This is a genomic window from Mycobacterium sp. IS-1556 (assembly GCF_001499985.1).
GTDB lineage: Bacteria > Actinomycetota > Actinomycetes > Mycobacteriales > Mycobacteriaceae > Mycobacterium.
This window is the reverse complement of the sequence record NZ_LQIM01000034.1, coordinates 163,504-185,596: the sequence shown is the minus strand read 5'-3', so window position 1 is coordinate 185,596 and position 22,093 is coordinate 163,504. Positions and strand designations below refer to the sequence as shown.

Annotated in this window: 19 protein-coding genes; 10 read left to right on the top strand and 9 right to left on the bottom strand. The window is 67.7% G+C overall.

Annotation, left to right across the window (positions count from 1 at the left end):
- Nucleotide 1: 1 nt before the first annotated feature.
- The 4 genes from AU187_RS17370 to AU187_RS17355 form a co-directional block, all read right to left on the bottom strand.
- A complete protein-coding gene (locus AU187_RS17370; protein WP_059101311.1) occupies nt 2-913 on the bottom strand; it encodes an ROK family protein in 912 nt (303 codons plus the stop codon).
- Nucleotides 913-1,482, bottom strand: coding sequence for a DUF7158 domain-containing protein (locus AU187_RS17365; protein ID WP_059101310.1), 570 nt, complete (start codon nt 1,480-1,482; stop codon nt 913-915). The genes AU187_RS17370 and AU187_RS17365 overlap by 1 nt, the downstream gene beginning before the upstream one ends.
- Nucleotides 1,479-5,645 carry a glycoside hydrolase family 38 N-terminal domain-containing protein gene (locus AU187_RS17360; RefSeq protein WP_059167003.1) on the bottom strand — a complete coding sequence of 1,389 codons (4,167 nt, stop codon included), beginning with the start codon at nt 5,643-5,645 and terminating at the stop codon, nt 1,479-1,481. The genes AU187_RS17365 and AU187_RS17360 overlap by 4 nt, the downstream gene beginning before the upstream one ends.
- Nucleotides 5,646-5,752: 107 nt before the next feature.
- A complete protein-coding gene (locus AU187_RS17355) occupies nt 5,753-6,520 on the bottom strand; it encodes an endonuclease/exonuclease/phosphatase family protein (protein WP_059101515.1) in 768 nt (255 codons plus the stop codon).
- Between the two features lie 60 nt (nt 6,521-6,580).
- Here AU187_RS17355 and AU187_RS17350 point away from each other — a divergent pair, with 60 nt between their 5' ends.
- The gene (locus tag AU187_RS17350) at nt 6,581-7,132 is read left to right on the top strand and encodes a hypothetical protein (RefSeq protein WP_156425605.1); all 552 of its coding nucleotides are present in this window, start codon (nt 6,581-6,583) and stop codon (nt 7,130-7,132) included.
- On the opposite strand, the gene AU187_RS17345 is transcribed toward AU187_RS17350, so the two are convergent.
- Nucleotides 7,122-8,078, bottom strand: a complete 957-nt coding sequence (locus AU187_RS17345) for a helix-turn-helix transcriptional regulator (RefSeq protein ID WP_059101307.1) — start codon at nt 8,076-8,078, stop codon at nt 7,122-7,124. The two genes, AU187_RS17350 and AU187_RS17345, sit on opposite strands and share 11 nt — an antisense overlap.
- Before the next feature lie 61 nt (nt 8,079-8,139).
- On the opposite strand from AU187_RS17345, the gene AU187_RS17340 reads away from it, so the two are divergent.
- Nucleotides 8,140-8,667, top strand: a complete 528-nt coding sequence (locus AU187_RS17340) for a DinB family protein (protein ID WP_059101306.1) — start codon at nt 8,140-8,142, stop codon at nt 8,665-8,667.
- 2 nt (nt 8,668-8,669) lie between these two features.
- Nucleotides 8,670-9,260, top strand: a complete 591-nt coding sequence (locus tag AU187_RS17335) for a DinB family protein (RefSeq protein WP_059101305.1) — start codon at nt 8,670-8,672, stop codon at nt 9,258-9,260.
- Between the two features lie 85 nt (nt 9,261-9,345).
- On the opposite strand, the gene AU187_RS17330 is transcribed toward AU187_RS17335, so the two are convergent.
- On the bottom strand, nt 9,346-9,942 hold the full coding sequence (locus tag AU187_RS17330; protein ID WP_059101514.1) for a TetR/AcrR family transcriptional regulator: 597 nt from the start codon (nt 9,940-9,942) through the stop codon (nt 9,346-9,348).
- 103 nt (nt 9,943-10,045) lie between these two features.
- On the opposite strand from AU187_RS17330, the gene AU187_RS17325 reads away from it, so the two are divergent.
- The 7 genes from AU187_RS17325 to AU187_RS17295 all read left to right on the top strand — a co-directional run bounded on the left by AU187_RS17325 (nt 10,046) and on the right by AU187_RS17295 (nt 18,719).
- Nucleotides 10,046-11,041, top strand: a complete 996-nt coding sequence (locus AU187_RS17325; protein WP_059101513.1) for an oxygenase MpaB family protein — start codon at nt 10,046-10,048, stop codon at nt 11,039-11,041.
- A gap of 76 nt (nt 11,042-11,117) precedes the next feature.
- Nucleotides 11,118-12,485, top strand: a complete 1,368-nt coding sequence (locus tag AU187_RS17320; protein ID WP_059101304.1) for an ABC1 kinase family protein — start codon at nt 11,118-11,120, stop codon at nt 12,483-12,485.
- Nucleotides 12,486-13,388: an alpha/beta fold hydrolase gene (locus AU187_RS17315; RefSeq protein ID WP_059101303.1), complete on the top strand. Its 903-nt coding sequence runs from the start codon at nt 12,486-12,488 to the stop codon at nt 13,386-13,388.
- Between the two features lie 125 nt (nt 13,389-13,513).
- The gene (locus tag AU187_RS17310; protein WP_059101512.1) at nt 13,514-14,383 is read left to right on the top strand and encodes a cyclopropane mycolic acid synthase family methyltransferase; all 870 of its coding nucleotides are present in this window, start codon (nt 13,514-13,516) and stop codon (nt 14,381-14,383) included.
- Between the two features lie 205 nt (nt 14,384-14,588).
- Entirely contained in the window at nt 14,589-15,500 is a 912-nt protein-coding gene (locus AU187_RS17305; protein WP_059101302.1) for a cyclopropane mycolic acid synthase family methyltransferase, read from the top strand.
- Nucleotides 15,501-15,547: 47 nt separating this feature from the next.
- Nucleotides 15,548-15,841 carry a hypothetical protein gene (locus AU187_RS17300; RefSeq protein WP_059101301.1) on the top strand — a complete coding sequence of 98 codons (294 nt, stop codon included), beginning with the start codon at nt 15,548-15,550 and terminating at the stop codon, nt 15,839-15,841.
- A gap of 127 nt (nt 15,842-15,968) precedes the next feature.
- Nucleotides 15,969-18,719: a helix-turn-helix transcriptional regulator gene (locus AU187_RS17295; protein WP_059167002.1), complete on the top strand. Its 2,751-nt coding sequence runs from the start codon at nt 15,969-15,971 to the stop codon at nt 18,717-18,719.
- 8 nt (nt 18,720-18,727) lie between these two features.
- On the opposite strand, the gene AU187_RS17290 is transcribed toward AU187_RS17295, so the two are convergent.
- From AU187_RS17290 to rfbA, 3 genes are read right to left on the bottom strand one after another with little or no spacing between them, the layout of a single operon-like run.
- Entirely contained in the window at nt 18,728-20,155 is a 1,428-nt protein-coding gene (locus tag AU187_RS17290; RefSeq protein ID WP_059101299.1) for a sugar nucleotide-binding protein, read from the bottom strand.
- Between the two features lie 15 nt (nt 20,156-20,170).
- Complete coding sequence (rfbB, locus tag AU187_RS17285; protein WP_059101298.1) at nt 20,171-21,169, bottom strand: dTDP-glucose 4,6-dehydratase; 999 nt, start codon at nt 21,167-21,169, stop codon at nt 20,171-20,173.
- Nucleotides 21,169-22,038, bottom strand: coding sequence for a glucose-1-phosphate thymidylyltransferase RfbA (rfbA, locus tag AU187_RS17280; protein ID WP_059101297.1), 870 nt, complete (start codon nt 22,036-22,038; stop codon nt 21,169-21,171). The genes rfbB and rfbA overlap by 1 nt, the downstream gene beginning before the upstream one ends.
- Between the last annotated feature and the right edge of the window lie 55 nt (nt 22,039-22,093).

Sequence of the window (22,093 nt, the reverse complement as noted above, 5' to 3'; positions counted from 1 at the left end):
ATCAGTGAGCCAACAGCGCCGCGGCGCCGACGAGGCCCGCTTCACCGCCGAGCTCGGCGGGCACCACCCGCAGCCGGCGAATGAAATCCAGCCCGGCGTACGACGTCAACGCGTCGCGGACCGGATCGAACAGCAGCGCCCCTGACTTCGCCACACCGCCGCCGATGACGACCCGGTCCAGATCGCACACCGCGCCGACGGACGCGATCATCGCGGCCACGGCGGCCGCACCGCGACGAAACGCCCGCAGCGCGACGGCGTCGCCGGCATTGGCGGCATCGGCCAACTCCTTGGCGTCGGCGTGCGCGGGCGCATCCCACCCCTGCTCGCGTGCCCACTGCGCCATCCGAGGGCCCGCGGCGATGGTCTCGACGCAGCCGCGGCCACCGCAGGTGCACGGCCCGCCGTCCGGATCGACGACGACGTGGCCGACGTGCCCGGCGTTGCCGGTCCGGCCGTCGTAGGGTGCGCCGTCGAGCACCAACCCGCCGCCGACGCCGGTCGACACCACCATGCCGAGCAGAAAATCGGCGCCGCGGCCCGCACCGCGCCACCGCTCCCCCAGCGCCATGCACAACCCGTCGCCCGCCAGTCTCACCGGGGCGCCGACGACCCCCGAGACCCGCTCGACAATCGGAAAGCGTTGCCACGCGGTGATGTTGATCGGGCTGACGGTGCCCGTCGCCAGGTCGATCGGTCCGGCCGAGGCGATTCCGGCGCCGCGGACCCGGCCTCCCGCGGTGGCCAGCGCCTCGGTGACCAGCGAATCCACCACTGCCCAAATCGTTTCCGCGTCACCGTCAGGCGTCGGCAATTTTCCTTTGTGCACCAGCGTCCCCGCATCGTCGACCAGGCCGACCGCGATCTTGGTGCCGCCGACGTCGATTGCGAGCGTCAGAGTGGAATCGGCCATCAGTGCCGGTGGGTGTTGTCGGGCTGTCGCGGGTCACCGGGATGCTCGTAGCCCGGGGCAAGCTGCACGACGGCCGCGCATCTGGCGTCCAGCCACAGCCGAAATGTGCGACGGCGGGCGGCTGCACGTAGATGCGCCGCAACCTCCTCGGCTCCCTTGAAGCGCAATGGGTTCCGCGCCTGGTACGACGCGACTTCGTCGTCGGTGACGTCGATCTCCGAGGTCATCTGCGCGAACACCGCACGGGCCAACGGGCCGGCCAGTACCGACGCCGCCACGCTGCCGATCTCCATCCGCACCGTCATGTCGGGCAGCAGTGTGGCTTCGCTGGGTGCGTCGGCCGCGGTCAACCCGCGCGCCTGTGCCTCGGCCGCCACGACGCGTTCGGCCACCAGGAGCTGAGTCAGCCAACGCCGAAGCTGCCGTGCCTCACTGGTACCGGGCCGCGGCAGCGACGACGCGATCCGCGACGCGCGCAGCGAAGTCTCGCGGGCGTCGACCTCCTCGACGGAAACGGGCGTGCCGTGCACCGTCGCTGCGACGCCCGCCCACCCAGCCGCGTTACTCATCGCACCGTCACCTTCACCGCAGGCGTGTAGACGAGCTGCCCGGCCGCCGCCAGGCGGACCAACGCCCACCATTCGCCGGGCGCTACCCAGTCCGGAGGTGCGACGTCGAAGCCGATTTCCGCGGTGCCGCGAGCGGACAGCTCGACACCGGATGCGGCCGGACCCAGCCATTCCCATGTGCCCCACGGGCTGATCAGGTGTGCCTCGACGGCGATGTCGGCATACGCGTCGGTGCCGACGGTGACCACCAGGCGCGCCGATTCACCGGCGTTGACCTCGACGGGCTCCGGTCCAGCGACCAGTCGCAGGAGGGTGTCGTCGGGTGGTGCGTCGACCGCGATGACGCACACGTCCTCGACCATCTGACGCCACGCGGGAGGGATCGAGACGTGCGCGCCCGTCAACGCGAGTTCCGCACGCACGGTATACAACCCGGGCTCCACCTTCTCCGGCGCGGTGAGGCTCACGCTGGTGTCCAGATACTCTCCCGGCGGAAGCATGAACGACAGCACGGCGGGCTGCGCCGTCCAGCCGTCCGGACAGAGCAGGTGCACCCGTCCGTGCAATACCTCATCGCTGCAGTCGCTGACGGCGGTGAGACGAAGCTGCACCGACGGACCCGACGCGACGACGCGCTGCGGATGCAGATGCGCGACCGCGGGCAGGCCACCGAGCGCCGCCGGGCCCCGGTTGTGCAGCCAATAGCGGGCGTAGAGCGGCTGCGCCTCCTCCGCGTCGGGCGCCAGCACCGCATGATCGGCCTGCAGCACCTGCGGCATGTTGAAACGCGCCAGCACGGTGGCGATCTCGAAGCCGTGCAACGACAAACCGTCCGGCGTCACCTCCTGGACCCGGGGCCGCTCGAGGAGATCCACCCGAACCGCGGCGGACACTCGACGTAGCCCAGAGGTGACCGTGACTTCTGCGGTGGCCCCGGTGGTTTCGACGAACCGCATCGCGACGCCGTCCGACGGGTGGACCGAGCGGGCGCTACCGCCGGCCAGCGGGTTGCCGGCGGCCTTCAACGCACCGAGGTGCACCGAGCCCGCCGGCTCGATCTCCAACAGCGAGCCCGACGACGGCAGCCCACCCGCGGCCCCGGACTTCTCCGTCACTGCGAGAAGTGGATGCGAGAACTCGGCGCTGCGGGCCGGAACGCCCGCCCGCCGCCAGTCGCCGTCACCGGAGATCAATGCGTATTCGAAAGTGTGTGTCCAGTGCTGCAATTGGAAGTTCGATCCGTCGGGCGCGGTTCGGCGCGGCGGGTCGATCCAGGTGCCCGACGGCCACCCGGTGCACGACCGCATCAGCGAAAGATGCATCGTGCCATCGGGTTCCACGGCGAACCCTGGCAGCCCGCGGTTGAGCACCGCCACCGTCCGGTCCTCGAAGGCCGCCAGCCCTGCGGGCGAGTCCTGCTCGACGACGATTTCCCAGTCGGCCAGGTCCTCGGCGACGCCCGTCACCGCGTCGTCCAGGACCGACCCCGCGACGATCAGCACCGGCAGCGCCCGCACGTCACGCAGATCCGCGCCCGGCACCCACGCCTCGGCCAGCGGCGCGGCCGCGGGCACCCACACCCTGGCGGTGCCGGTCGCATGCAGTTGCCGCTTCAGCTCCTCGGTATACGAAGAATCCGCCTCGGCCAGAACCGCTGCGGTGAAGACGTTTTCGTCGGGTCCTCCGATCGCGAGCCGCGTGTCCGGGAGGTTCGAGTCGACGGCGAGATCGCCGTAGCGCGGCTTGTCGGCACCGCTGCAGGTCGCGGTGACTCCGGCGCGCGCCAGCGCCACCATCAGCGGTCGGGCCACCGCGGACGCGGTCTCGGTCGGCGTCACCACCTCGGCAACGGACACCGCGTGACACCCGTCACCGACGCGCACCCGCACCGTCGATGACAGGCCGAACCAGCCGTACGCCGGATTGTCCAGCGTCCACGGATGCGTCGCGGCGTCGATCGCCGTTTCCTGTCCGCGTTCGTGCAGCAGCCCGAACCCCCGGCCGATGACCGCGTCACCGACCTCGCTGACCGGCAGCGCCCCGGGTACCGGGCACGGCCAGCGCAGCCGCAATAGCCGGTCGACGCCGGTGAATTCGTCGATCGTGGTCTGACAGTCGACGCGCGCGACGCCGCGCCACAGCGTGAGGACCTGTTCGTACCGCAACAACTCACCGATGCGGCCGCGGATCTTCAGCCGCTCGCCGAGCGGTCCGCGGTAGGCCTGCACGTCGGCCGCCGATGAGGAGGAAGCGATCACCGGCCCCTTGGGTAGCAGGTGCCACGGACCCTCGCCAGCTTCGGGGTGTGCGGAGTATTCGTCGTAGATCGCCAACTCGTTTCCGACCTTGCCGTCGGCGAGCAGCGAGCGACCCGAGCCGTTTTCGATCAACGCGTCCACCACTCCGCCACGTGACGGGTCGACCCGTAGCCGATAGTGCTCATTGCTGATCTCGTTACCGCGCACCGGTTCCCAGTTCGTCGATGCGCCGGAGTCCTCGAGCCGGTAGGCCTGCCAGCCCAGCGACGGCACGTCGCGGGCCAGCCAGCTGACCGACCGTGCACCGCACTGGGCGGGCACCTCCTCACCGGCGTAGTCGAGCACGCGCACCGGTCCGCTCGCTTCCGGAAGCCGAGCAGTCACTACGTCAGTACGCTTGTGCGTCACCGTGTTCCACACGACGACCGATCCCTCGACCGCGCCCGACAGCAGGGCCAGCGCGTTGTTGCGGGCCGCTGTCCCCAACTCCCAGGCGTCGCGCCAACCGGTCAGCAGGTCGAGGTACACCTGGTCCGATTCCGACCCGGTGATCGCGTCATGGTGTGCGCCGTAGGCCAATTGGACCCATGCCTTGGCCAGCGCCGCCTGCGGGTAGGTCGCGCCGCCGAGAAGCCCGGCGAACACCGCGAACTTCTCCGCGTCGAGCACGGCGTCCTCGGCCGCCCGGTTGGCCTGCTTGGTGTCGATGTACGAGACGTCCTTGCCGGTGTAGATCGGGTTCATGTCACGCGTCTGCGGCGACGGTTCGACACCGCGCACGGCCAGTTCGGCGCGCACCGCCGCGAAGAACTCCTTGGGCAACGCGCAGACGAAGCGCGGCCAGGTGTATCGCGAGTTCCACGACCGGTGATTCGCGGTGACCCATTTGTTCGGCGGCGTGTAGTCGGTGCCGACGGGCAGCAGCACGTTACGGGTCAGTGCCACCTTCTTCAACGAGGTGAAAAGCTGATACGTCTCGGCTTCGGCCTGCTCCAGTGTCGGCGCCGAATCCATCCACCAGCCCCCCGAGTAATGCGCGGGCATGTAGTGGGTGAGCAGCCCGCGGCCGGACGGGGAAATCCAGTCGAACTCGCTGCTGAACTGCATCCGCTGCGGATCGCCGCCGCCGGCCATCGGGCCCCACTGGTGATGCGGGCCGCGGGCCCACGAACTCGACGTCAGCCCCGCCTCCGCCGCCATTCCGGGGAACTGTGGGTCGTGGCCGAACGCGTCGAGCTGCCAGGCAGTCGCCGGGTCGGCGCCGAGGACGTCGCGTTGAAACCCGATGCCGTGCACGAAGTTTCGAATGGTCGTCTCGGGGCTGGTGAGGTTGGTGTTCGGTTCGTTGTAGGTGCCGCCCATGATCTCGACGCGGTCGTCGGCGATGAAGCGGCGGAGATCGTCGCGGTCCTCGGGGTGGGTGTCCCAGAACGGCTTGAGGTAGTCGACTTCGGCCAGCACGAACTTGTATTCCGGTTCGCGACGGGCCATTTCGAGGTGTGCGCTGACCAGATCGAACCCGTTGGTCTGCCTGCACCGGCCCGGCGGGTCCTCGCTCCACGCCGCGGTGTAGGCCGCCTGCGTGTTCCACCACACCGGGTCGTAGTGGAAGTGGCTGATCATGTACATGGTCCAGCCGGGTTCGGCGACGGTGAAGACGAAAGGCGTGATGCCCTCACTGGTGACCGCGCGGGCCTGGCGCTGCTCGCCGACGACGGCGTCGGTCACCGCGACCGGCACCTCCACGCTGCCGTCCCCCGCGTCCGCGCGCGCGTGACCCGTCACGCCGTCGCCGTCGACGCGCACCTCGCCCGCGCCGCCGGTGTAATCGATCCGCACGATCTGCTGCGGCGCATCGGCGGGCCCGACGAACAAGTCCGTCGACTCCGCCGAAATGACCCGCACACCCAAACCCTACGGCGTGTGAGGTCGCGGTGATCGAGACTGCGGGCAGATCGTGAAAACACGTGTGCGCGCGATCTCTGTGCAGTTTCGGTGGACGGTCGGCACCATCAGGCTCGGGAGATGTCGACCACCAGAGCGCGGTGATCCGAGACCGTCAACGACGGCGCGCAGCACCGCTCCACCCGCAACCCGGGATCGTCGGTGACGATGTGGTCGAGCTGACGGTCGGGGTCGTGGGCGGGGAACGTGAGGGCGGTGGCCAGCGGCCGCAGCCGGGCCCACCGCCTGACGGTGGGCGGCGCCATGTTCAGATCGCCCATCAACACCCGCGGCGACGGGAAACCACGCATATCGCGCAGCAGCCGCCACAACTGCACCCGATTCCACCCCGGCACGAACGACAGATGCGTGTTGGCAACGGTCAGCGGCCCCAGCGGGGTGTTCAGCTGCCCCACCATCGCCGCGCGCGGCTCCTCATTGACGATCTGAACCCGATTCGGACCGGGCAGGTACATCGGAAACGGCACCGGAATCCGCGGCAGCCGCGACACCTGCCACGACTCCGCCGGAAACCGTGACAGCAGCGCGATCCCATAGGCGGCGGTGCCGGGTTGCTCGTCACCGGTCGCGGCCATCCAGGTGGCCCCCGGCGTCCCGGAGATCGCCGCCACAAACCGATGGCTCACCGCGCCCATCGCTTCGGCGGCGACCGCGGTGAGATCGGCCATGCCCGAACGCGGCTGATCTAGGTCGACTTCCTGCAGCGCCAGGATGTCGGCGTCGAGTTGCCGAACGGATTCCACCAGCCGGTCCGGGTGAACTACGCCGTCATGCACGCTGCGCCCGTGCAAGATGTTGAAGGTGGCCAGACGCATCCGCATGGGTACTAGCTACCCACAATGGCCGCTAGGCGATCAGTCGGCCCCAGGAGAGTAGTGCCCCAGAGAAACGATGATCTGCGCGACGCGCTCAAACGCGCGGCGTCGGCGCTGCGTGCCCAGGGCCCGGATTTCGCCCTGGCCGGCAGTTACGCGCTGTGGGTGTTCGGCGGCCCCGAACCCGTGCACGACGTGGATTTCGTGGTCGCAGAGCCCGACACCGAGAAGGCCGCCGCGACGCTGGAGGAGGCCGGTTTCCGGATCGAACGCACCCCGGAGGACTGGTTGTTCAAAGCGTGCGTCGGGCAGGACTTCGTCATCGACGTGCTGCACCGCCTCAACGGCGTGCCCGTCGAGAAGGAGAGCATCGTGGCGGCCGAGGAGCACGACGTGCTCGCGATCCGGATGCGCGTCCTGGCGCCCACCGAGGTGATGCGAGAGAAGTTGAACTCGCTCAACGAACACCATTGCGACTTCGCCGCGTTGCTGCCCGCCGTGCGAGCGGTGCGCGAACAACTGGATTGGAAACTGATCCGCGCCGACACCGCCGACAACCCGTTCGCCGCGGCGTTTCTCATGCTGGCCGACCGACTGGAGCTCACGTCCTGAGGCGGCGCTGCAACCGCTCGGACACCGCCTGGACCGCGCGCACCACCTCCGGCGGCTCCAGCACCTCGAAGTCGCACCCGACCGTCGCGAAGTACCACACCATGCGCTCGGGGTCGTCGGCGCCCGCGGTGACGATGCACGCGTCCGGACCGTCCGCCTCGACCGTCGCCGAGGCCGCCGAGAAATGCTGCGCCAGAACGCTTTCCGGCGCATGAAACCGCACCCGCGCGACGTACCGGTACGGCGAGCTGCTGATCGAGCGTCGCACATAGGTCGCGGCGTCGGGCGCCTCGCGCGGCGTGAACGTGCTGCCCTGGGCCCGCACGTCGGCCATCCGGTCCAGGCGCAGGCTGCGCCAGTCTTGCTTGTCGCGGTCGTAGGCCAGCAGGTACCAGCGGCGTCCGGTGGTGACCAGTTGATAGGGCTCGAGCCGCCGCTGGGTCGCGTTTCCGCGGATGTCGACGTAACCGGCCCGGACGTGCTCGCGGTCGCGGCAGGCCCGGGCCAGCGTCATCAACACGTCGGGTTCGACCGGCGCGTCCGAGGTCGGCGACGTCAGCGTGACGGTCGAATCGTGCAACGCCGCCACCTGCGAGCGCAGTCGCGCCGGCATCACCTGGTCGAGCTTGCTCAGCGCCCGCAGCGCGGACTCGCCGACACCGGCGACCGTCCCGCCCGCGGCCAGCCGCAGGCATACGGCCATCGCGACCGCCTCGTCCGGGTCGAGCAGCAGCGGCGGCAGTGCCGCGCCCGCGGCGAGCTGGTATCCACCGCCGTGACCCTTGCTGGCGTGCACGGGATAACCCAGGTCACGCAGGCGTTCCACGTCGCGGCGCACGCTGCGGGTGGTCACCCCGAGCCGCTCCGCAAGGTCCTCACCGGTCCACACGCGGCGAGACTGCAGCAGGCCGAGCAGCTGCAGCACCCTGCTCGTCGTTTCCGCCACGCATCAATCCTGTCGCAGTCATAGGACCGAAACTGTCCTATATTGCTGTCAGAGTAGTCCTATGACGACGACAGACCAGCTTGCGGAGCAGTTGGACTTCCACTGGACGCAGTTCCTGCGACCGCGCTTCGACGGGCTCACCGACGACGAGTACTTCTGGCAGCCGGTCCCCGACTGCTGGACCGTGCATCCCGACGGGTCGATCGACTTCACCTATCCCGAGCCGGAGCCGGCACCGTTCACCACGATCGCCTGGCGGCTCGCGCACGTCATCGTCGGTGTGCTCGCGATGCGTAACCACAGCCACTTCGGCGGTCCACCTGCCGACTACCAGACCTGGCGGTATGCTACCGACGCCGCGACGGCGCTCAGCCAACTCGACGAGCAGTACGGCACATGGATCGACGGCGTCCGCGCGTTGTCCGACGACGATCTGAACCGGCCGTGCGGTCCCGCCGAAGGCCCGTACGCCGACTATCCGTTCATCGCGCTGGTATTGCACATCAACCGCGAGGTCATTCACCACGGCGCCGAAATCGCCTGCATCCGCGACCTTTACACCCACACCCCCGATGAGAAGAGGAATTAGCCATGCCCGGAATGCCACCTCCCGCCGCCGACGAACGCCAGAGCCTGTTGGAATTCCTTGCGTTTCAGCAGAACGCGTTCTTCGCGGTGGCGTATGGGTTGACCGACGAACAGGCGCGGTCCACGCCGTCGGTCAGCGCGCTGTCGGTCGGCGGACTGGTCAAGCACGCCGCCGGCGTGCAGACCGGTTGGGTGCAGCGGGCGGCCTGCGCGCCCGACTCTCCCCCGAAAGACGACCGCCCGATGGAGGAGCTCATCGCCGAGTACGGCGACCAGTACGTCATGCGCGAGGACGAGACGCTCGACGGACTACTCGACGCGCTGAAGCGGCAGAACGCCGAGACGCTTCGAGTTCTGGGCGAATGTGACCTCGACACACCGGTTCCCGTGCCGCACGATGTGCCGTGGTTTCCGCAGGACATCGATCACTGGAATGTGCGCTGGGTGATCCTGCACCTCATCGAGGAGCTGAGCCGCCATGCCGGTCACGCCGACATCATCCGCGAATCCATCGACCGCGCAACGATGTACGAGCTGATGGCCGCCAATGAGGAGTGGCCGGAGACCGACTGGATCAAGCGCTGGCGGCCCTGAGTCCCCCGTCCGCCGAGTGCACGGCTGGTGTACACATTTTCGGGTTTCGCGTACACCGACCGTGCACTCGGCGCAGAGGAAGCGGCTACCGCAGCACCTGGCTGACCGCGTGCTCGACGACCGCGTCCAGGTCGGTCCCCAGCCGGCCCGCCAGCCACTGCTGGGCCAGCTCGGCCATCGCGCCGGTGTACATCGCCGCGCCAACCTGGGCGGCTACCGAGTCGGTGTCCGGCTGCAACCGCCAGCCCTCGGTGAGCACGCCCTCCCGCAGCAGGTCCTGCGTCGCCGCCCGGCGCGCCGACAGCACGGGATTCGATCGCGCGTCGGTGAACAGCACCCGCCCGCGGCGGGGATCCTCGGAGCTGAATCCGAGCACCGCGGCGATCCCCGCGCGCGTCCTGGCCCGCAACGAATCGCCGGCCTGGGCCATCGCGGCCTCGACCGCCTCAGCCAATTGGGCGCTCACCTGGTCGTAGACCGCACCGAGCAGATCGTCGGTGTCGGAGAAGCTCTCGTAGAAGTACCGCGTGTTCAACCCGCACTCCCGGCATACCGACCGCACCGACATCGCGGCCTCACCGCCCTCGCCGAACAACCGGAAAGCGGCATCGATCAGCTGCGCACGGCGTTCGGCGCGGCGGTCCGTCAGGGGCACGCCCGCCCAGCGGGTGGGAGTCGACACCACCTCAGCGTAGGCCCGTCATCGCCAACTCTGGTCACATACGTGACCAAAATGTATTCTGGTTACAGCCGTGACCACGGTTTGTGAGCAAGGAGCCGACGTGATTCTGCTGCCGCACCAGTTCATCGGGGAGTTCCTCAACCAGCGCTTCGACACGGCTGTGCGAAGCAACTACTTCCGCGGCATCGAATTCGCCGCGCCCGTCGGCGACCCGGGCTGGTTCGGGCCGGGCAGCGCGGTCTGGCACGTGCACTCGCACATGCAGGCGCTGATCTTCGGGCTGCAGTGTGCGGCGTTCATGGAGCGGCTCGACCCGTCGATCTACTGGATGGGCATGCATCACTCGCGGCTGGTGAAGCGCGACGAAAACGGTGTCGGTCGACCGGAGATCGATCCCAAGGGCGCCGCGGTGCGCCTCGGTCATTCGATCGCGTTCTTCATCGGCACGGCATACGGGTCCACCGAGACCGCCGAGCGGCTGGCGCAGACGGTGCGGTCGATGCATCACACCATCAAGGGCACCCGTCCGGACGGCGCCCGCTACGACGCCGACGACCCGGATTGGCTGCGGTGGAATTACGCCACCGTGGTCTGGGGCCTGGCGACCGCACACGAGCTGTATCACCCGAACCCGTTGCGCGGCAAGAAGATCGACCGCTACTACCGCGAGTTCGTGCGCGTCGGCCACGCGTTGGGCGGCACCGACCTGCCGGAGACCAAGGCCGACGTCGCCGAGTGCCTGGAGTCCTACCTGCCGCGGCTGGCCGTCACGCACGGCACGGCGGTGGCCACCGGCCCGGGTCTGCCGCTGGCGCAGAGCGCCATCAACTGGGCCATCCGCGACACCATGCCGCGCTGGGCCAAGCAGTTGATCCAGCACAAGGACCCCAACATCTTCGAGCGCACCACCCGTCGGGTGACCGTCTGGTCGGTCATCAACGCGTTGCACCTGGCACAGGGGCCCATCCCGGAGTTCCAGCAGGCGCAAGCCAGGGTGGCGTCGGGCACCGACGTGCCGCACACGCTGCCGACCTACCAGCCGGGCGACGACCCGGTCCGCAGCCGCGAGGAAGTGGAGCGCGCTTTCGCGCAGGCCTGATGCCCCGCAACCGGGCCCACTGTGAGCCGGTCCACAGCTTTTCGCGGCTCACCGCCGATTTTGAGACACTGCAGGGATGAGTACCACGCCGAAGACCAAGCACCGCGAGGTTGCCCGGCTGGATCGGGTCCCGCTGCCCATCGAGGCTGCTCGCGTCGGCGCGACGGGCTGGCAGATAACGCGCACCGGCGCACGCGTCGTCTCGAACATCGCCGGCCGCGGCTCGTGGCAGCAGAAGATCATCAAGCAGATCCCGCAGACGTTCGCCGACCTAGGGCCCACCTACGTCAAGTTCGGCCAGATCATCGCGTCGAGCCCCGGCGCGTTCGGGGAGCCGCTGTCCAAGGAGTTCCGCAGCCTGCTCGACCGGGTGCCGCCCGCGGACGCCAAAGAGGTGCACAAGCTGTTCGTCGAGGACCTCGGCGACGAGCCGGCGAACCTGTTCAAGAGCTTCGACGAGAAGCCGTTCGCCTCCGCATCCATCGCGCAGGTGCACTACGCGACGCTGCACAGCGGTGAAGAGGTCGTCGTCAAGATCCAGCGCCCCGGCATCCGCCGACGCGTCGCGGCCGACCTGCAGATCCTCAAGCGCGGCGCGCGGCTGGTGGAGTTCGCCAAGCTGGGCCAGCGCCTGAGCGCGCAGGACGTCGTCGCCGACTTCGCCGACAACCTGGCCGAGGAACTGGACTTCCGGCTCGAGGCGCAGTCGATGGACGCATGGGTCTCGCACATGCACGCCTCGCCACTGGGCCGCAACATCCGTGTGCCGCAAGTGTATTGGGACCTCACCAGTGAACGGGTGCTGACGATGGAGCGCATCCAGGGCACCCGCATCGACGACGTGAAAGCCATCCGTCAGAAGGGCTTCGACGGCACCGAGCTCGTAAAAGCCTTGCTGTTCAGCGTTTTCGAGGGCGGGCTGCGCCACGGCCTGTTCCACGGCGACCTGCACGCGGGCAATCTCTACGTCGACGACGACGGCAAGATCGTCTTCTTCGACTTCGGCATCATGGGCCGCATCGACCCGCGCACCCGCTGGCTGCTGCGCGAACTGGTGTACGCGCTGCTGGTCAAGAAGGACCATGCCGCGGCGGGCAAGATCGTCGTGCTGATGGGCGCCGTCGGCACCATGAAGCCCGAGGCGCAGGCGGCCAAGGACCTGGAGAAGTTCGCGACACCGCTGACGATGTCGACGCTGGGCGACATGAGCTATGCCGAGATCGGCAAGCAGCTGTCCACGCTGGCCGAGGCCTACGACGTCAAGCTGCCGCGCGAACTCGTGCTGATCGGCAAGCAGTTCCTCTATGTGGAGCGCTACATGAAGCTGCTCGCGCCGAAGTGGCAGATGATGTCCGACCCGCAGCTGACGGGGTACTTCGCCAACTTCATGGTCGAGGTCAGCAGGGAGCATTCCGACGAACTCGACAGCGAGGTCCAGGCCTAAGTGCAGACACGAGACGGCACCGCCAAATCAGGCGAGCTCGACATCCACTACGAGGACATGGGCGACCCGAACGACCCGGCGGTGCTCCTCATCATGGGCCTGGGCGCCCAGCTCCTGTTGTGGCGCAAGGACTTCTGCGAGAAGCTCGTCAACCAGGGGCTGCGGGTCATCCGCTACGACAACCGCGATGTCGGCTTGTCGTCGAAACTTCCCGGGCGCCACAGCGGCGCCCCGCTGCTGCCGCGGATGCTGCGTTCGCTGGTCGGCTTGCGTAGCCCGGCGGGCTACACGCTCGAAGACATGGCCGACGACGCCGCCGCGCTGCTCGACCACCTCAACATCGACCGGGCCCACATCGTCGGGGCGTCGATGGGCGGCATGATCGCCCAGGTCTTCGCCGCCCGGCACAAGCCGCGCACCAGGACGCTGGCGATCATCTTCTCGAGCAACAACCAAGCGTTGCTGCCGCCGCCCGGCCCGCGGCATCTGCTCGCGATCCTGGCGCGGCCCAAGGACTCCTCCCGCGAAGCCGTCATCGAGAACGCCGTCAGAGTCAGCAAGATCATCGGCAGCCCCGGCTACCCCGCTACCGAGGAGCGGCTTCGCGCCGACGCGATCGAGGGTTACGACCGCTCCTACTACCCCGCCGGCATCGCGCGCCATTTCGCCGCGATCCTCGGCAGCGGCAGCCTGCGCCACTATGACCGCGAGATCACCGCGCCGACGGTGGTCCTGCACGGCAAGGCCGACAAACTGATGCGGCCGTACGGCGGGCGGGCGATCGCCAAAGCGATCAGCAACGCCCGGCTGGTGCTGTTCGACGGCATGGGTCATGAGCTGCCCGAGCCGCTGTGGGACGACATCATCGGCGAGCTGAAGACGAACTTCGCCGCTACGGCCTAGACCTGCGGGTAGTTTCTCCGATTCGTGAGCCGTCGCGATCGGCGGTAGATTCGGCGCGGAATGCTTCGGGCTTGTATGCCACCACCGGCGTCGCCCAGCTTCTGAACGTCCCGGAAAGGCACCAGATGGCTGCAACGCGCAACTTGACGCCCCATTTCGCCGATGTGCAGGCCCACTACGACCTGTCCGACGAGTTCTTCCGCCTCTGGCTCGATCCGTCGCAGACCTACAGCTGTGCGTATTTCGAGCGCGACGAGATGACCCTCGAGCAGGCCCAGCAGGCGAAGGTCGATCTTGCGCTGGGCAAGCTGGGTCTCGAGCCGGGGATGACGCTGCTCGACGTCGGCTGCGGCTGGGGTTCGACGATGCTGCGGGCGATCGAGAAGTACGACGTGAACGTCGTCGGCCTCACCTTGAGCGAGAACCAGCTCGCCCAGGTCGAAAAAGTGTTCGCGGCATCGGAGAGCCCGCGCACCAAGAGGGTGCTGCTGCAGGGCTGGGAGCAGTTCGACGAGCCCGTGGACCGGATCGTGTCGATCGGCGCCTTCGAGCACTTCGGCAAGGATCGCTGGGACGACTTCTTCGCGATGGCTCACCGGGTGTTGCCCGACGACGGGGTGATGCTGTTGCACACCATCACCGCGCTCACTCTGCCGCAGATGGCCGAACGCGGTATGCCCCTGACGTTTTCGGTGGCCCGGTTCGTCAAGTTCATCCTCACCGAAATCTTCCCGGGCGGTTATCTGCCGACGATCGAACTGGTCGGCGAGCACGCGCAGAAAGCCGGCTTCGAGTTGACCCGCCGCCAGAGCCTGCAGCCGCATTACGCGCGCACACTCGACTGCTGGGCGGAGGCGCTCCAGGAGCACAAGGACGAGGCCATCGCGGTGCAGTCCGAGGAGGTCTACGACCGCTACATGCACTACCTGACCGGATGTGCGCATGGCTTCCGCGTCGGGTACATCGACGTCAACCAGTTCACGCTGGCCAAATAGCCGGCTCGGCCGGCGTGGCCAAATAGCCGGCTCGGCCGGCGTGGCCAAATAGCCGGCTCGGCCGGCGTGGCCAAATAGCCGCCGGAGTGGCGTCCCGGCAAATTAGGGTCTGACTCTGGCCGAACGCTAGGGTGTACGACCAGATCATCATGGGACGATGCACAGGTGAGCGTGTCGTCATCGGGAAAGGCCAAGCAGGGGAACTATGTCTGACAACTCAACCGGCACGAAGGACATGACTCCTCATTTCGAGGACATCCAGGCGCATTACGACCTGTCGGACGACTTCTTCGGCGTATTCCAGGATCCGACGCGCAAGTACAGCTGCGCGTACTTCACCGGCCCCAACGTGACGTTGTCCGAGGCCCAGATCGCCAACGTCGATCAGCACCTGGACAAGCTCGACCTCAAGCCGGGGATGACGCTGCTCGAGGTCGGCTGCGGCTGGGGTCTGACGTTGCAGCGCGCGCTGGAGAAATACGACGTCAACGTCATCGGCCTCACGCTGAGCAAGAACCAGAAGGCGTACTGCGAGCAGCTGCTGAGCAAGATCGACACCGAGCGCACCTTTGACGTGCGGCTGGAGGGCTGGGAGCAGTTCGGATCCCCCGTCGACCGCATCGTGTCCATCGAGGCGTTCGAGCACTTTGGCTTCGAGCGCTACGACGACTTCTTCAAGATGTGCTTCGAGGTGCTGCCCGACGACGGCCGGATGACCATCCAGAGCAGCGTGGGCTACCACCCGTACGACCTGGCCGCGCGCGGCAAGAAGCTGACGTTCGAGATGGCGCGCTTCATCAAGTTCATGATCACCGAGATCTTCCCGGGCGGCCGCCTGCCGACCACCCAGATGATGATCGAGCACGGCGAGAAGGCCGGCTTCCAGGTGCCCGAGGCACTCTCCCTGCGCAACCACTACATCAACACGCTGGCCATCTGGGCCCACCGGCTCGAGCAGAACAAGGAGACCGCGATCGCGGCCGCGGGCGAAGAGAACTACCACCGCTACATGCGGTATCTCAAGGGCGCCCAGTACTACTTCATCGACGAGGGCATCGACGTCAGCCTGGTCACGTACCTGAAGCCGGGTGCTGCGACGCAGGCCGACAAGACGTAGGGAAAACCCCGATTCGCTCGGCCTGACGAACGGCTACCGTTTCGCCCATGAGCGGAAGCGGCGAAGCCGCCTGCTATCTGGCGGAGTGGTATCTGCCTGAGCTCACCGAGCAGAGCGTCGACGATCTGGTCGCGCGCCTCGACGCGGCCGCGGCCGTCGCCACCGGTGAAGGCACCCCGGTCCAATTGCTGCTCACCGTGTCGGTCCCCAGCGACGAGGTGCTCTACGGCGTCTTCGACGCCGGCTCACAAGAGATCGTCTCCCGGACCTGCCGTGCTGCGGGTGCACCGCATCAACGGCTCTCGTCGGACGTCGGCACACGAATCCGGCAGTGTCCATGACGTTGCCACGGATACCCGGCCCGGTCGGCTCGCTCCGCATCAAGCACTTCTCTTAGCTGCACAACAGCTGCGTAGCCCTGGGACCGGCGGGGTACCCTCGATTTGCTGTCTCTCGAGGGTGGGGCCATTGGTTTCCGGCGTAGTCGAACGTCCAGCCGAGTTCCGGGCGGTGAAAGATCTCCTGCGATCCGCCGCGGCCGCACCCTGTGGGCTGGTCATCGAGGGGGAAGCCGGAGCGGGCAAGACCACTCTGTGGCTGGCAGGAATCTCCGCGGCCGGTGAGCGCGGCTTCGAGGTGCTGACGGCCCGAGCGGGGCAGGCGGAGACCGCCCTCGCGTATGCCGCGGTCGCCGACCTGCTCGGCGGCGTCTCCCCCGAGGTTCTCACCGGCCTGCCAGAGGTTCAGTGCCTCGCTGTCGATCGGGTGCTGCTGCGCGCCGACGGTGAGGGCCCACCGACCGATCAGCGCGCCGTCGCGGCGGCGGTCACCACGGTCATCGAGCGACTGTGCGCCGACCGGCCGCTGCTGGTGGCCGTCGACGACGTGCAGTGGCTCGACCCGTCCAGCAAGGCCGTGCTGGCGTTCGCCGCGAGGCGGTTCAGCGGACCCGTGGGCTTGCTGCTCACCGAGCGCACCGAACACGAAGGTGCCGGCGCCGCGAGTTGGCTGCAGCTGGGCGGCGCGGCGCAGGTGCGCCGGGTGCACGTCGGCCCACTGAGCCTGGGCGGACTGCACGCGCTGATCTCGGCGCGGCTCGGTCGGTCATTCCCACGCCCGACGATGGTCCGGATTGCCGAGATCTCCGGCGGCAACCCGTTCTACGCGCTCGAACTGGCGCGGGCGGTCGAGGCGGGCGGTTCCCAGTCGGTGCTGCCCGCGTCGCTGGCCGAGTTGATGCGCCGGCGCATCGGACGGCTGGACCGCGAAACCCAGGTGCTGTTGTTGGCCGCCGCGTGCGAGGCAGCGCCGAGCGTCGACCTGCTCGCGCGCGTCACCCGCAGCAGCGTCGAGCGAACAGTCGAACTGCTCGAAGAGGCGAGAGCCAAGGGCATCGTGACGATCGACGGGGACAACGTCGCGTTCGCCCACCCGTTGTTGGCGCGCAGCGTCTACACCGATGCGACGCCGGGTGAGCGCCGGGCCATGCACCGCTCGCTGGCCGAGGTCGTGGTGCTGCCCGAATCCAGAGCCCGGCACCTGGCACTGGCGGCCTCGAGCGCCGACCCGACGACGCTTGAGGCGCTCGATGTCGCCGCCGGTGCGGCCCGTGAACGTGGTGCGCCCGCCGCGGCAGCCGAGCTCCTCGAACTCGCGATCGGTCTCGGCGGCGATACCCCGGCACGGCGGATTCGCGCCGCCGAGCACCATCTGCACGCCGGAGACCTCCAACGCGCAGAGGCGCTGCTGGACCGGCTGACCGACCGGATACCGCCCGGCGTGCACCGGGCGATGGCGCTGAACCTGTTGGCCAGCATGCGGATTCACGACAACAGCTTCACCGCTGCGACCCGTTTGCTCGAGCAGGCGCTCGACAACGACGAGGGCGACCGCGAAGTCCGCGTCCGAACGCTGCTGCTGCTGTCCTATGCGTGTTTGAACGCCGGGGAATTCGGACCGGCCCTGCGCAACGCCGAGCGGGCCGCGGCGTACGCCGACGACGTCGGGATCGGCGACCTCACGAGCCAGGTGCTGGCGGTGCGGGCGACCATCGCATGTATGTGCGGTCGCGGCGTCGACTGGGTCAGCATGCGCAGGGCACTGGCCTTGCACGATCCGAACAGCGAGGCGCCGATCGCGTTCCGCGCCAGGGCCAACCACGCGCTGCTGCTGACGTGGGCCGGGCGGTTGGACGAGGCCGCTGAGCAGATGGCCGCCGTGCGCCGGCGCTGCGTCGAGCGGGGCGCCGAGACCGACCTGATCTTCGTCGCCGTCTTCACCGCGCTGATCGAGATCTGGCGAGGCCGCTACGACGACGCGACACGCGTGGCCGAGGAGACCGTCGAGCGGGCACAACAACTCGGCGGTGAACACATGCGCATCATCGCCATGACCATCCAGTCCGCGGTGACGGCGTACGCCGGCAGGGAGGACGAAACTCGCGAAGCCGCCACGGCGGCGCTCGATCTCGCCGAACGCTGCGGCTCCCCGCGGCTCGCCGACTGGGCCTCGATCAGCCTGGGATTCCTGGAGGTATCGCTCGGGAAGTACGAGCAGGCGCTGCAGATACTTCAGCCCCTGATCGCCCGCTTTCCGTTCATCCCCGGCACCGAGATCATCACGGTCGGCTACGCCCCCGACGCGGTGGAGGCAATGATCGCGCTCGGCCGGGTGGCCGAGACCGAGCCGATGATCGAGGCGCTGGAGGCCAACGGCCGCTTGGTGGATCGGCCGTGGATGCTGGCGATGGGTGCGCGGTGCCGCAGTCTGTGGCTGGCCGCACGAGGCGAAATCGATGCGGCCGCCGAGATGGCCGGCCAGGCGTTGCTACATCACGAGCGTCTGCCCATGCCGTTCGAGCGGGCCCGGACGCTGCTGTTGCTCGGCCAGTTGCAACGCCGTCAACGCCGAAAGGAGTTGTCGCGTACGACGTTGATCGAAGCCTTGCATGCGTTCGAGGCGTTGGGCACACCGCTGTGGGCCGAGCGGGCCCGCACCGAGCTCGCGCGTGCGAAAGTTTCCGGTGGCGCAAGCATGGGGTTGACGCCGTCGGAGTATCGCGTGGCCGAACTGGCCGCGTCGGGACTCACCACCAAGGACGTGGCCGCTGCCCTTTTCATCAGCCCGAAGACCGTCGAGACCAACCTGTCGGGCATCTACCGCAAGCTGAGTATCAAGTCGCGGGCCGAACTCGGGCGGGTGTTCGGCGACGACCGCTGACGGCAACTCTACTGAGCCGCAAACGATTCTTGCCGGACATAATTCGCCAGAGCTTCGTCGGCGTCGACGGGTTCGAAACCGGCCGCCTGGATCTTCGTGAGGTCCAGGACACTGTTGACCGGCCGGGGCGCGACAGGTTGCGAGGCATCCGCGTAGTACTCGGCCGTGGAGACCTCGGTGATGCGGTTCGGATCATGCCCCGCCAATTCGAACGTCCGGCGCGCGACCTCTGCCCAGGACATCGCGGCACCGGATCCGGTCACGTTGTAAGTGCCGTAGGGCGCGCGCGTCTCGGTCAGGTGCCGGATCGCCTTCGCGAGTTCCGACGTGAAGGTCAGCCGGCCGTGCTGGTCGTTCACGACAGCCGGGTCGACGCCGCGTTCGGCGAGAGACAGCATGGTGCGCACGAAGTTTCGGCCGTCACCGATCACCCACGACGCCCGGACGATGTAATGCCGATCCACGGTGGCGACCAGCGCGTCGCCGGCGGCTTTGGTCTGCCCGTATACGCCGAGCGGCGACGCCGGGTCGTCCTCACGGTATGGCCTGCTCGCGCTGCCGTCGAAGACGTAGTCGCTGGAGACGTGTACCAGCGTGACGTCGTGGACGGCGGCGATCCGCGCCAGAGCGCCGACGCCGGCGACGTTGGTGGCCCACGCCGCCGCGCGCCCTTCGGGAGTCTCGGCCGAATCCACCGCCGTGTACGCGGCGGCGTTGATGATGGTGTCGTAATCCCGCCACCGCCGGGCGGTTTCGACGCTGGCGGCGGTGAGGTCGAGGTCGGCGCGGTCGGCGAATTCGACGTTGGATGCGCCGGCATACGCGTCGCGCAGTGCCCTGCCCAGTTGCCCAGCGGCACCGAGCACCAGGACTTTGCGCGGTGGCACCGGTCGTATCTGCGCGAGCCGCGGATGCTCGCGATCTTTCGCTGAGAGCGCGGCACGTTCGAGCGGGATCGGCCAGTCTATGGCGGCGGTCTCGTCACCGAGATTCAGCGATGTGTATTCGCCGTCCGGCGAGTAGTGGTCGTTCACCAGATAGATGTAGGCGGTGTTCGGTTCCAGGGTCTGAAACGCGTTGCCCACCCCGCGCGGCACGAACACCGCTCGGGACGGGTCGATCTCGGCGGTGAAGGTGGTGCCGAAGGTGGGGCCGGCGCGAAGGTCCACCCACGCCCCGAAGATCCGTCCGGTCGCGACGGAGACGAACTTGTCCCATGGCTCGGCGTGGATCCCGCGCGTCGTGCCCGCGGTCTCGTTGAGGGACACGTTGTTCTGCACGGGTTTGAAGTCAGGTAAGCCGAGCGAGACCATCTTCTCGCGCTGCCAGTTCTCCTTGAACCACCCGCGGTTGTCCCCGTGTACGGACAGCTCCCACACCACCAACCCTGGTATGGGAGACGCGGTGGCGCGCAGCGGTTTACCGAACTCAGTCATCCTCGGGGGTTTCCTTCACTGACCCAGCCGGGCGTAGAAACTCTCGGTGGCATCCTTGGCGGGCGTCCACCAGTCCTCGTGGTCGCGGTACCACTGGATCGTCGCGGCCAGGCCCTTCTCGAAGTCCTGGTATCGCGGCCGCCAACCGAGTTCCTCGCGCAGCTTGGTCGAATCGATGGCGTACCGCAGATCGTGGCCCGCTCGATCCGGAACATGGTCGTAGGCGTCCGCCGGCTGGCCCATCAGGGTGAGAATCAGTTCGACGACGGTCTTGTTGTCCTTCTCGCCGTCAGCGCCGATCAGATATGTTTCGCCGAGACGGCCGCCCTCGAGGATCGTCAGCACCGCCGACGAGTGGTCGTCGGCGTGGATCCAGTCCCGCACATTGCGGCCCTCGCCGTACAGCTTGGGACGGTTGCCCCGCAGCACGTTCGTGATCTGGCGCGGGATGAACTTCTCGACGTGCTGATAGGGACCGTAATTGTTCGAGCAGTTCGAAATCGTCACGGCCAGCCCGAACGACCGAAACCACGCCCGCACCAACAGATCACTGCCCGCCTTCGTCGACGAGTACGGAGAAGACGGGTTGTACGGCGTCTCCTCGCTGAACCTGCTCGGGTCGTCGAGCGCCAGGTCCCCGTACACCTCGTCGGTGGAGATGTGATGGAAGCGGGTGCCGTGCTTGCGCGCCGCCTCGAGCAGTGTGAAGGTACCGGTGAGGTTGGTGTGGAGGAACGGCTGGGGATCGTCGAGCGAGTTGTCGTTGTGTGTCTCGGCCGCGTAGTGCACGACTGCGTCGGTAGAGGCGAACAGCTCGTCGACCAGTGCGGCGTCGGCGATATCGCCCTGCACGAACGTCATTCGATGCTCGGGCAGCCCGGCCAGTGAGGCGCGGTTGCCGGCGTATGTCATCTTGTCCAGCACGGTGACGTGGTGGTCGGTGTTCTCGATGACGTACCGCACGAAGTTGGAGCCGATGAAACCGGCTCCTCCGGTGACGAGAAGTCGCGACATCAGCGTCCCCTGTCCAGGATGTCGAGGAGATAGGTGCCGTATCCCGACTTCACCAGCGGCTCAGCACGTTCCCGCAACTCGTCGTCGCTGAGATAGCCCTGCCGCCAAGCGATTTCCTCCGGAACACCGATCTTCAAGCCGGTGCGCCGCTCCATCGTGCGCACATACTCAGCGGCATCGGTCATCTGGTCGAACGTGCCGGTGTCCAACCATGCGGTTCCGCGGGGCAGCACATGCACCTGTAACCGCCCCTGCTCGAGGTAGTTGCGGTTGACGTCGGTGATCTCGTACTCCCCGCGGTCGCTCTTCTCGAGGCCATGCGCGATCTCGACGACGTCGTTGTCGTAGAAGTACAGACCCGGTATGACGTAGTTGCTCTTCGGCCGTTTCGGTTTCTCTTCCAGAGAGATCGCCAGCCCGTTGTCGTCGAACTCGATCACGCCGTATGCCGAGGGCTCCGCCACCCAGTAGGCGAAGATCGCACCGCCGTCAATGGTGGTGAAGCGCTTGAGCTGACTGCCCAACCCCGGCCCATACAACAGGTTGTCGCCGAGGACCAGAGCCACGTTGTCGCTGCCGATGAAGTCCTCGCCGATCGTAAACGCCTGGGCGAGACCGTCCGGCGACGGCTGCTTGGCGTAGGTGATCGATACTCCGAATCGCGACCCGTCGCCGAGCAACCGTTCAAATTGCTCCGCATCGTGCGGAGTCGTGATGACCAGAACGTCGCGTACGCCGGCGAGCATCAGCGTGGAGAGCGGGTAGTAGACCATCGGCTTGTCGTAGACCGGGACCAGTTGCTTCGACACACCCAGGGTGATCGGGTGCAGGCGCGACCCGGTGCCGCCCGCCAGGATGATTCCCCTCACGCGCCAATCGTGACATACCACCGAATTCCGCTACGCGGAGCCCGCGGGGGCTCCG

Excerpts from the sequence above, each read along its gene's own strand:
- AU187_RS17365 (WP_059101310.1), bottom strand. The coding sequence starts at position 1,482 with ATGAGTAACGCGGCTGGGTGGGCGGGCGTCGCAGCGACGGTGCACGGC.
- AU187_RS17300 (WP_059101301.1), top strand. The coding sequence starts at position 15,548 with ATGAGCGGAAGCGGCGAAGCCGCCTGCTATCTGGCGGAGTGGTATCTG.
- AU187_RS17320 (WP_059101304.1), top strand. The coding sequence starts at position 11,118 with ATGAGTACCACGCCGAAGACCAAGCACCGCGAGGTTGCCCGGCTGGAT.
- rfbB (WP_059101298.1), bottom strand. The coding sequence starts at position 21,169 with ATGTCGCGACTTCTCGTCACCGGAGGAGCCGGTTTCATCGGCTCCAAC.
- AU187_RS17335 (WP_059101305.1), top strand. The coding sequence starts at position 8,670 with ATGCCCGGAATGCCACCTCCCGCCGCCGACGAACGCCAGAGCCTGTTG.
- AU187_RS17310 (WP_059101512.1), top strand. The coding sequence starts at position 13,514 with ATGGCTGCAACGCGCAACTTGACGCCCCATTTCGCCGATGTGCAGGCC.
- AU187_RS17355 (WP_059101515.1), bottom strand. The coding sequence starts at position 6,520 with ATGCGTCTGGCCACCTTCAACATCTTGCACGGGCGCAGCGTGCATGAC.
- AU187_RS17290 (WP_059101299.1), bottom strand. The coding sequence starts at position 20,155 with ATGACTGAGTTCGGTAAACCGCTGCGCGCCACCGCGTCTCCCATACCA.
- AU187_RS17305 (WP_059101302.1), top strand. The coding sequence starts at position 14,589 with ATGTCTGACAACTCAACCGGCACGAAGGACATGACTCCTCATTTCGAG.
- AU187_RS17340 (WP_059101306.1), top strand. The coding sequence starts at position 8,140 with ATGACGACGACAGACCAGCTTGCGGAGCAGTTGGACTTCCACTGGACG.
- AU187_RS17370 (WP_059101311.1), bottom strand. The coding sequence starts at position 913 with ATGGCCGATTCCACTCTGACGCTCGCAATCGACGTCGGCGGCACCAAG.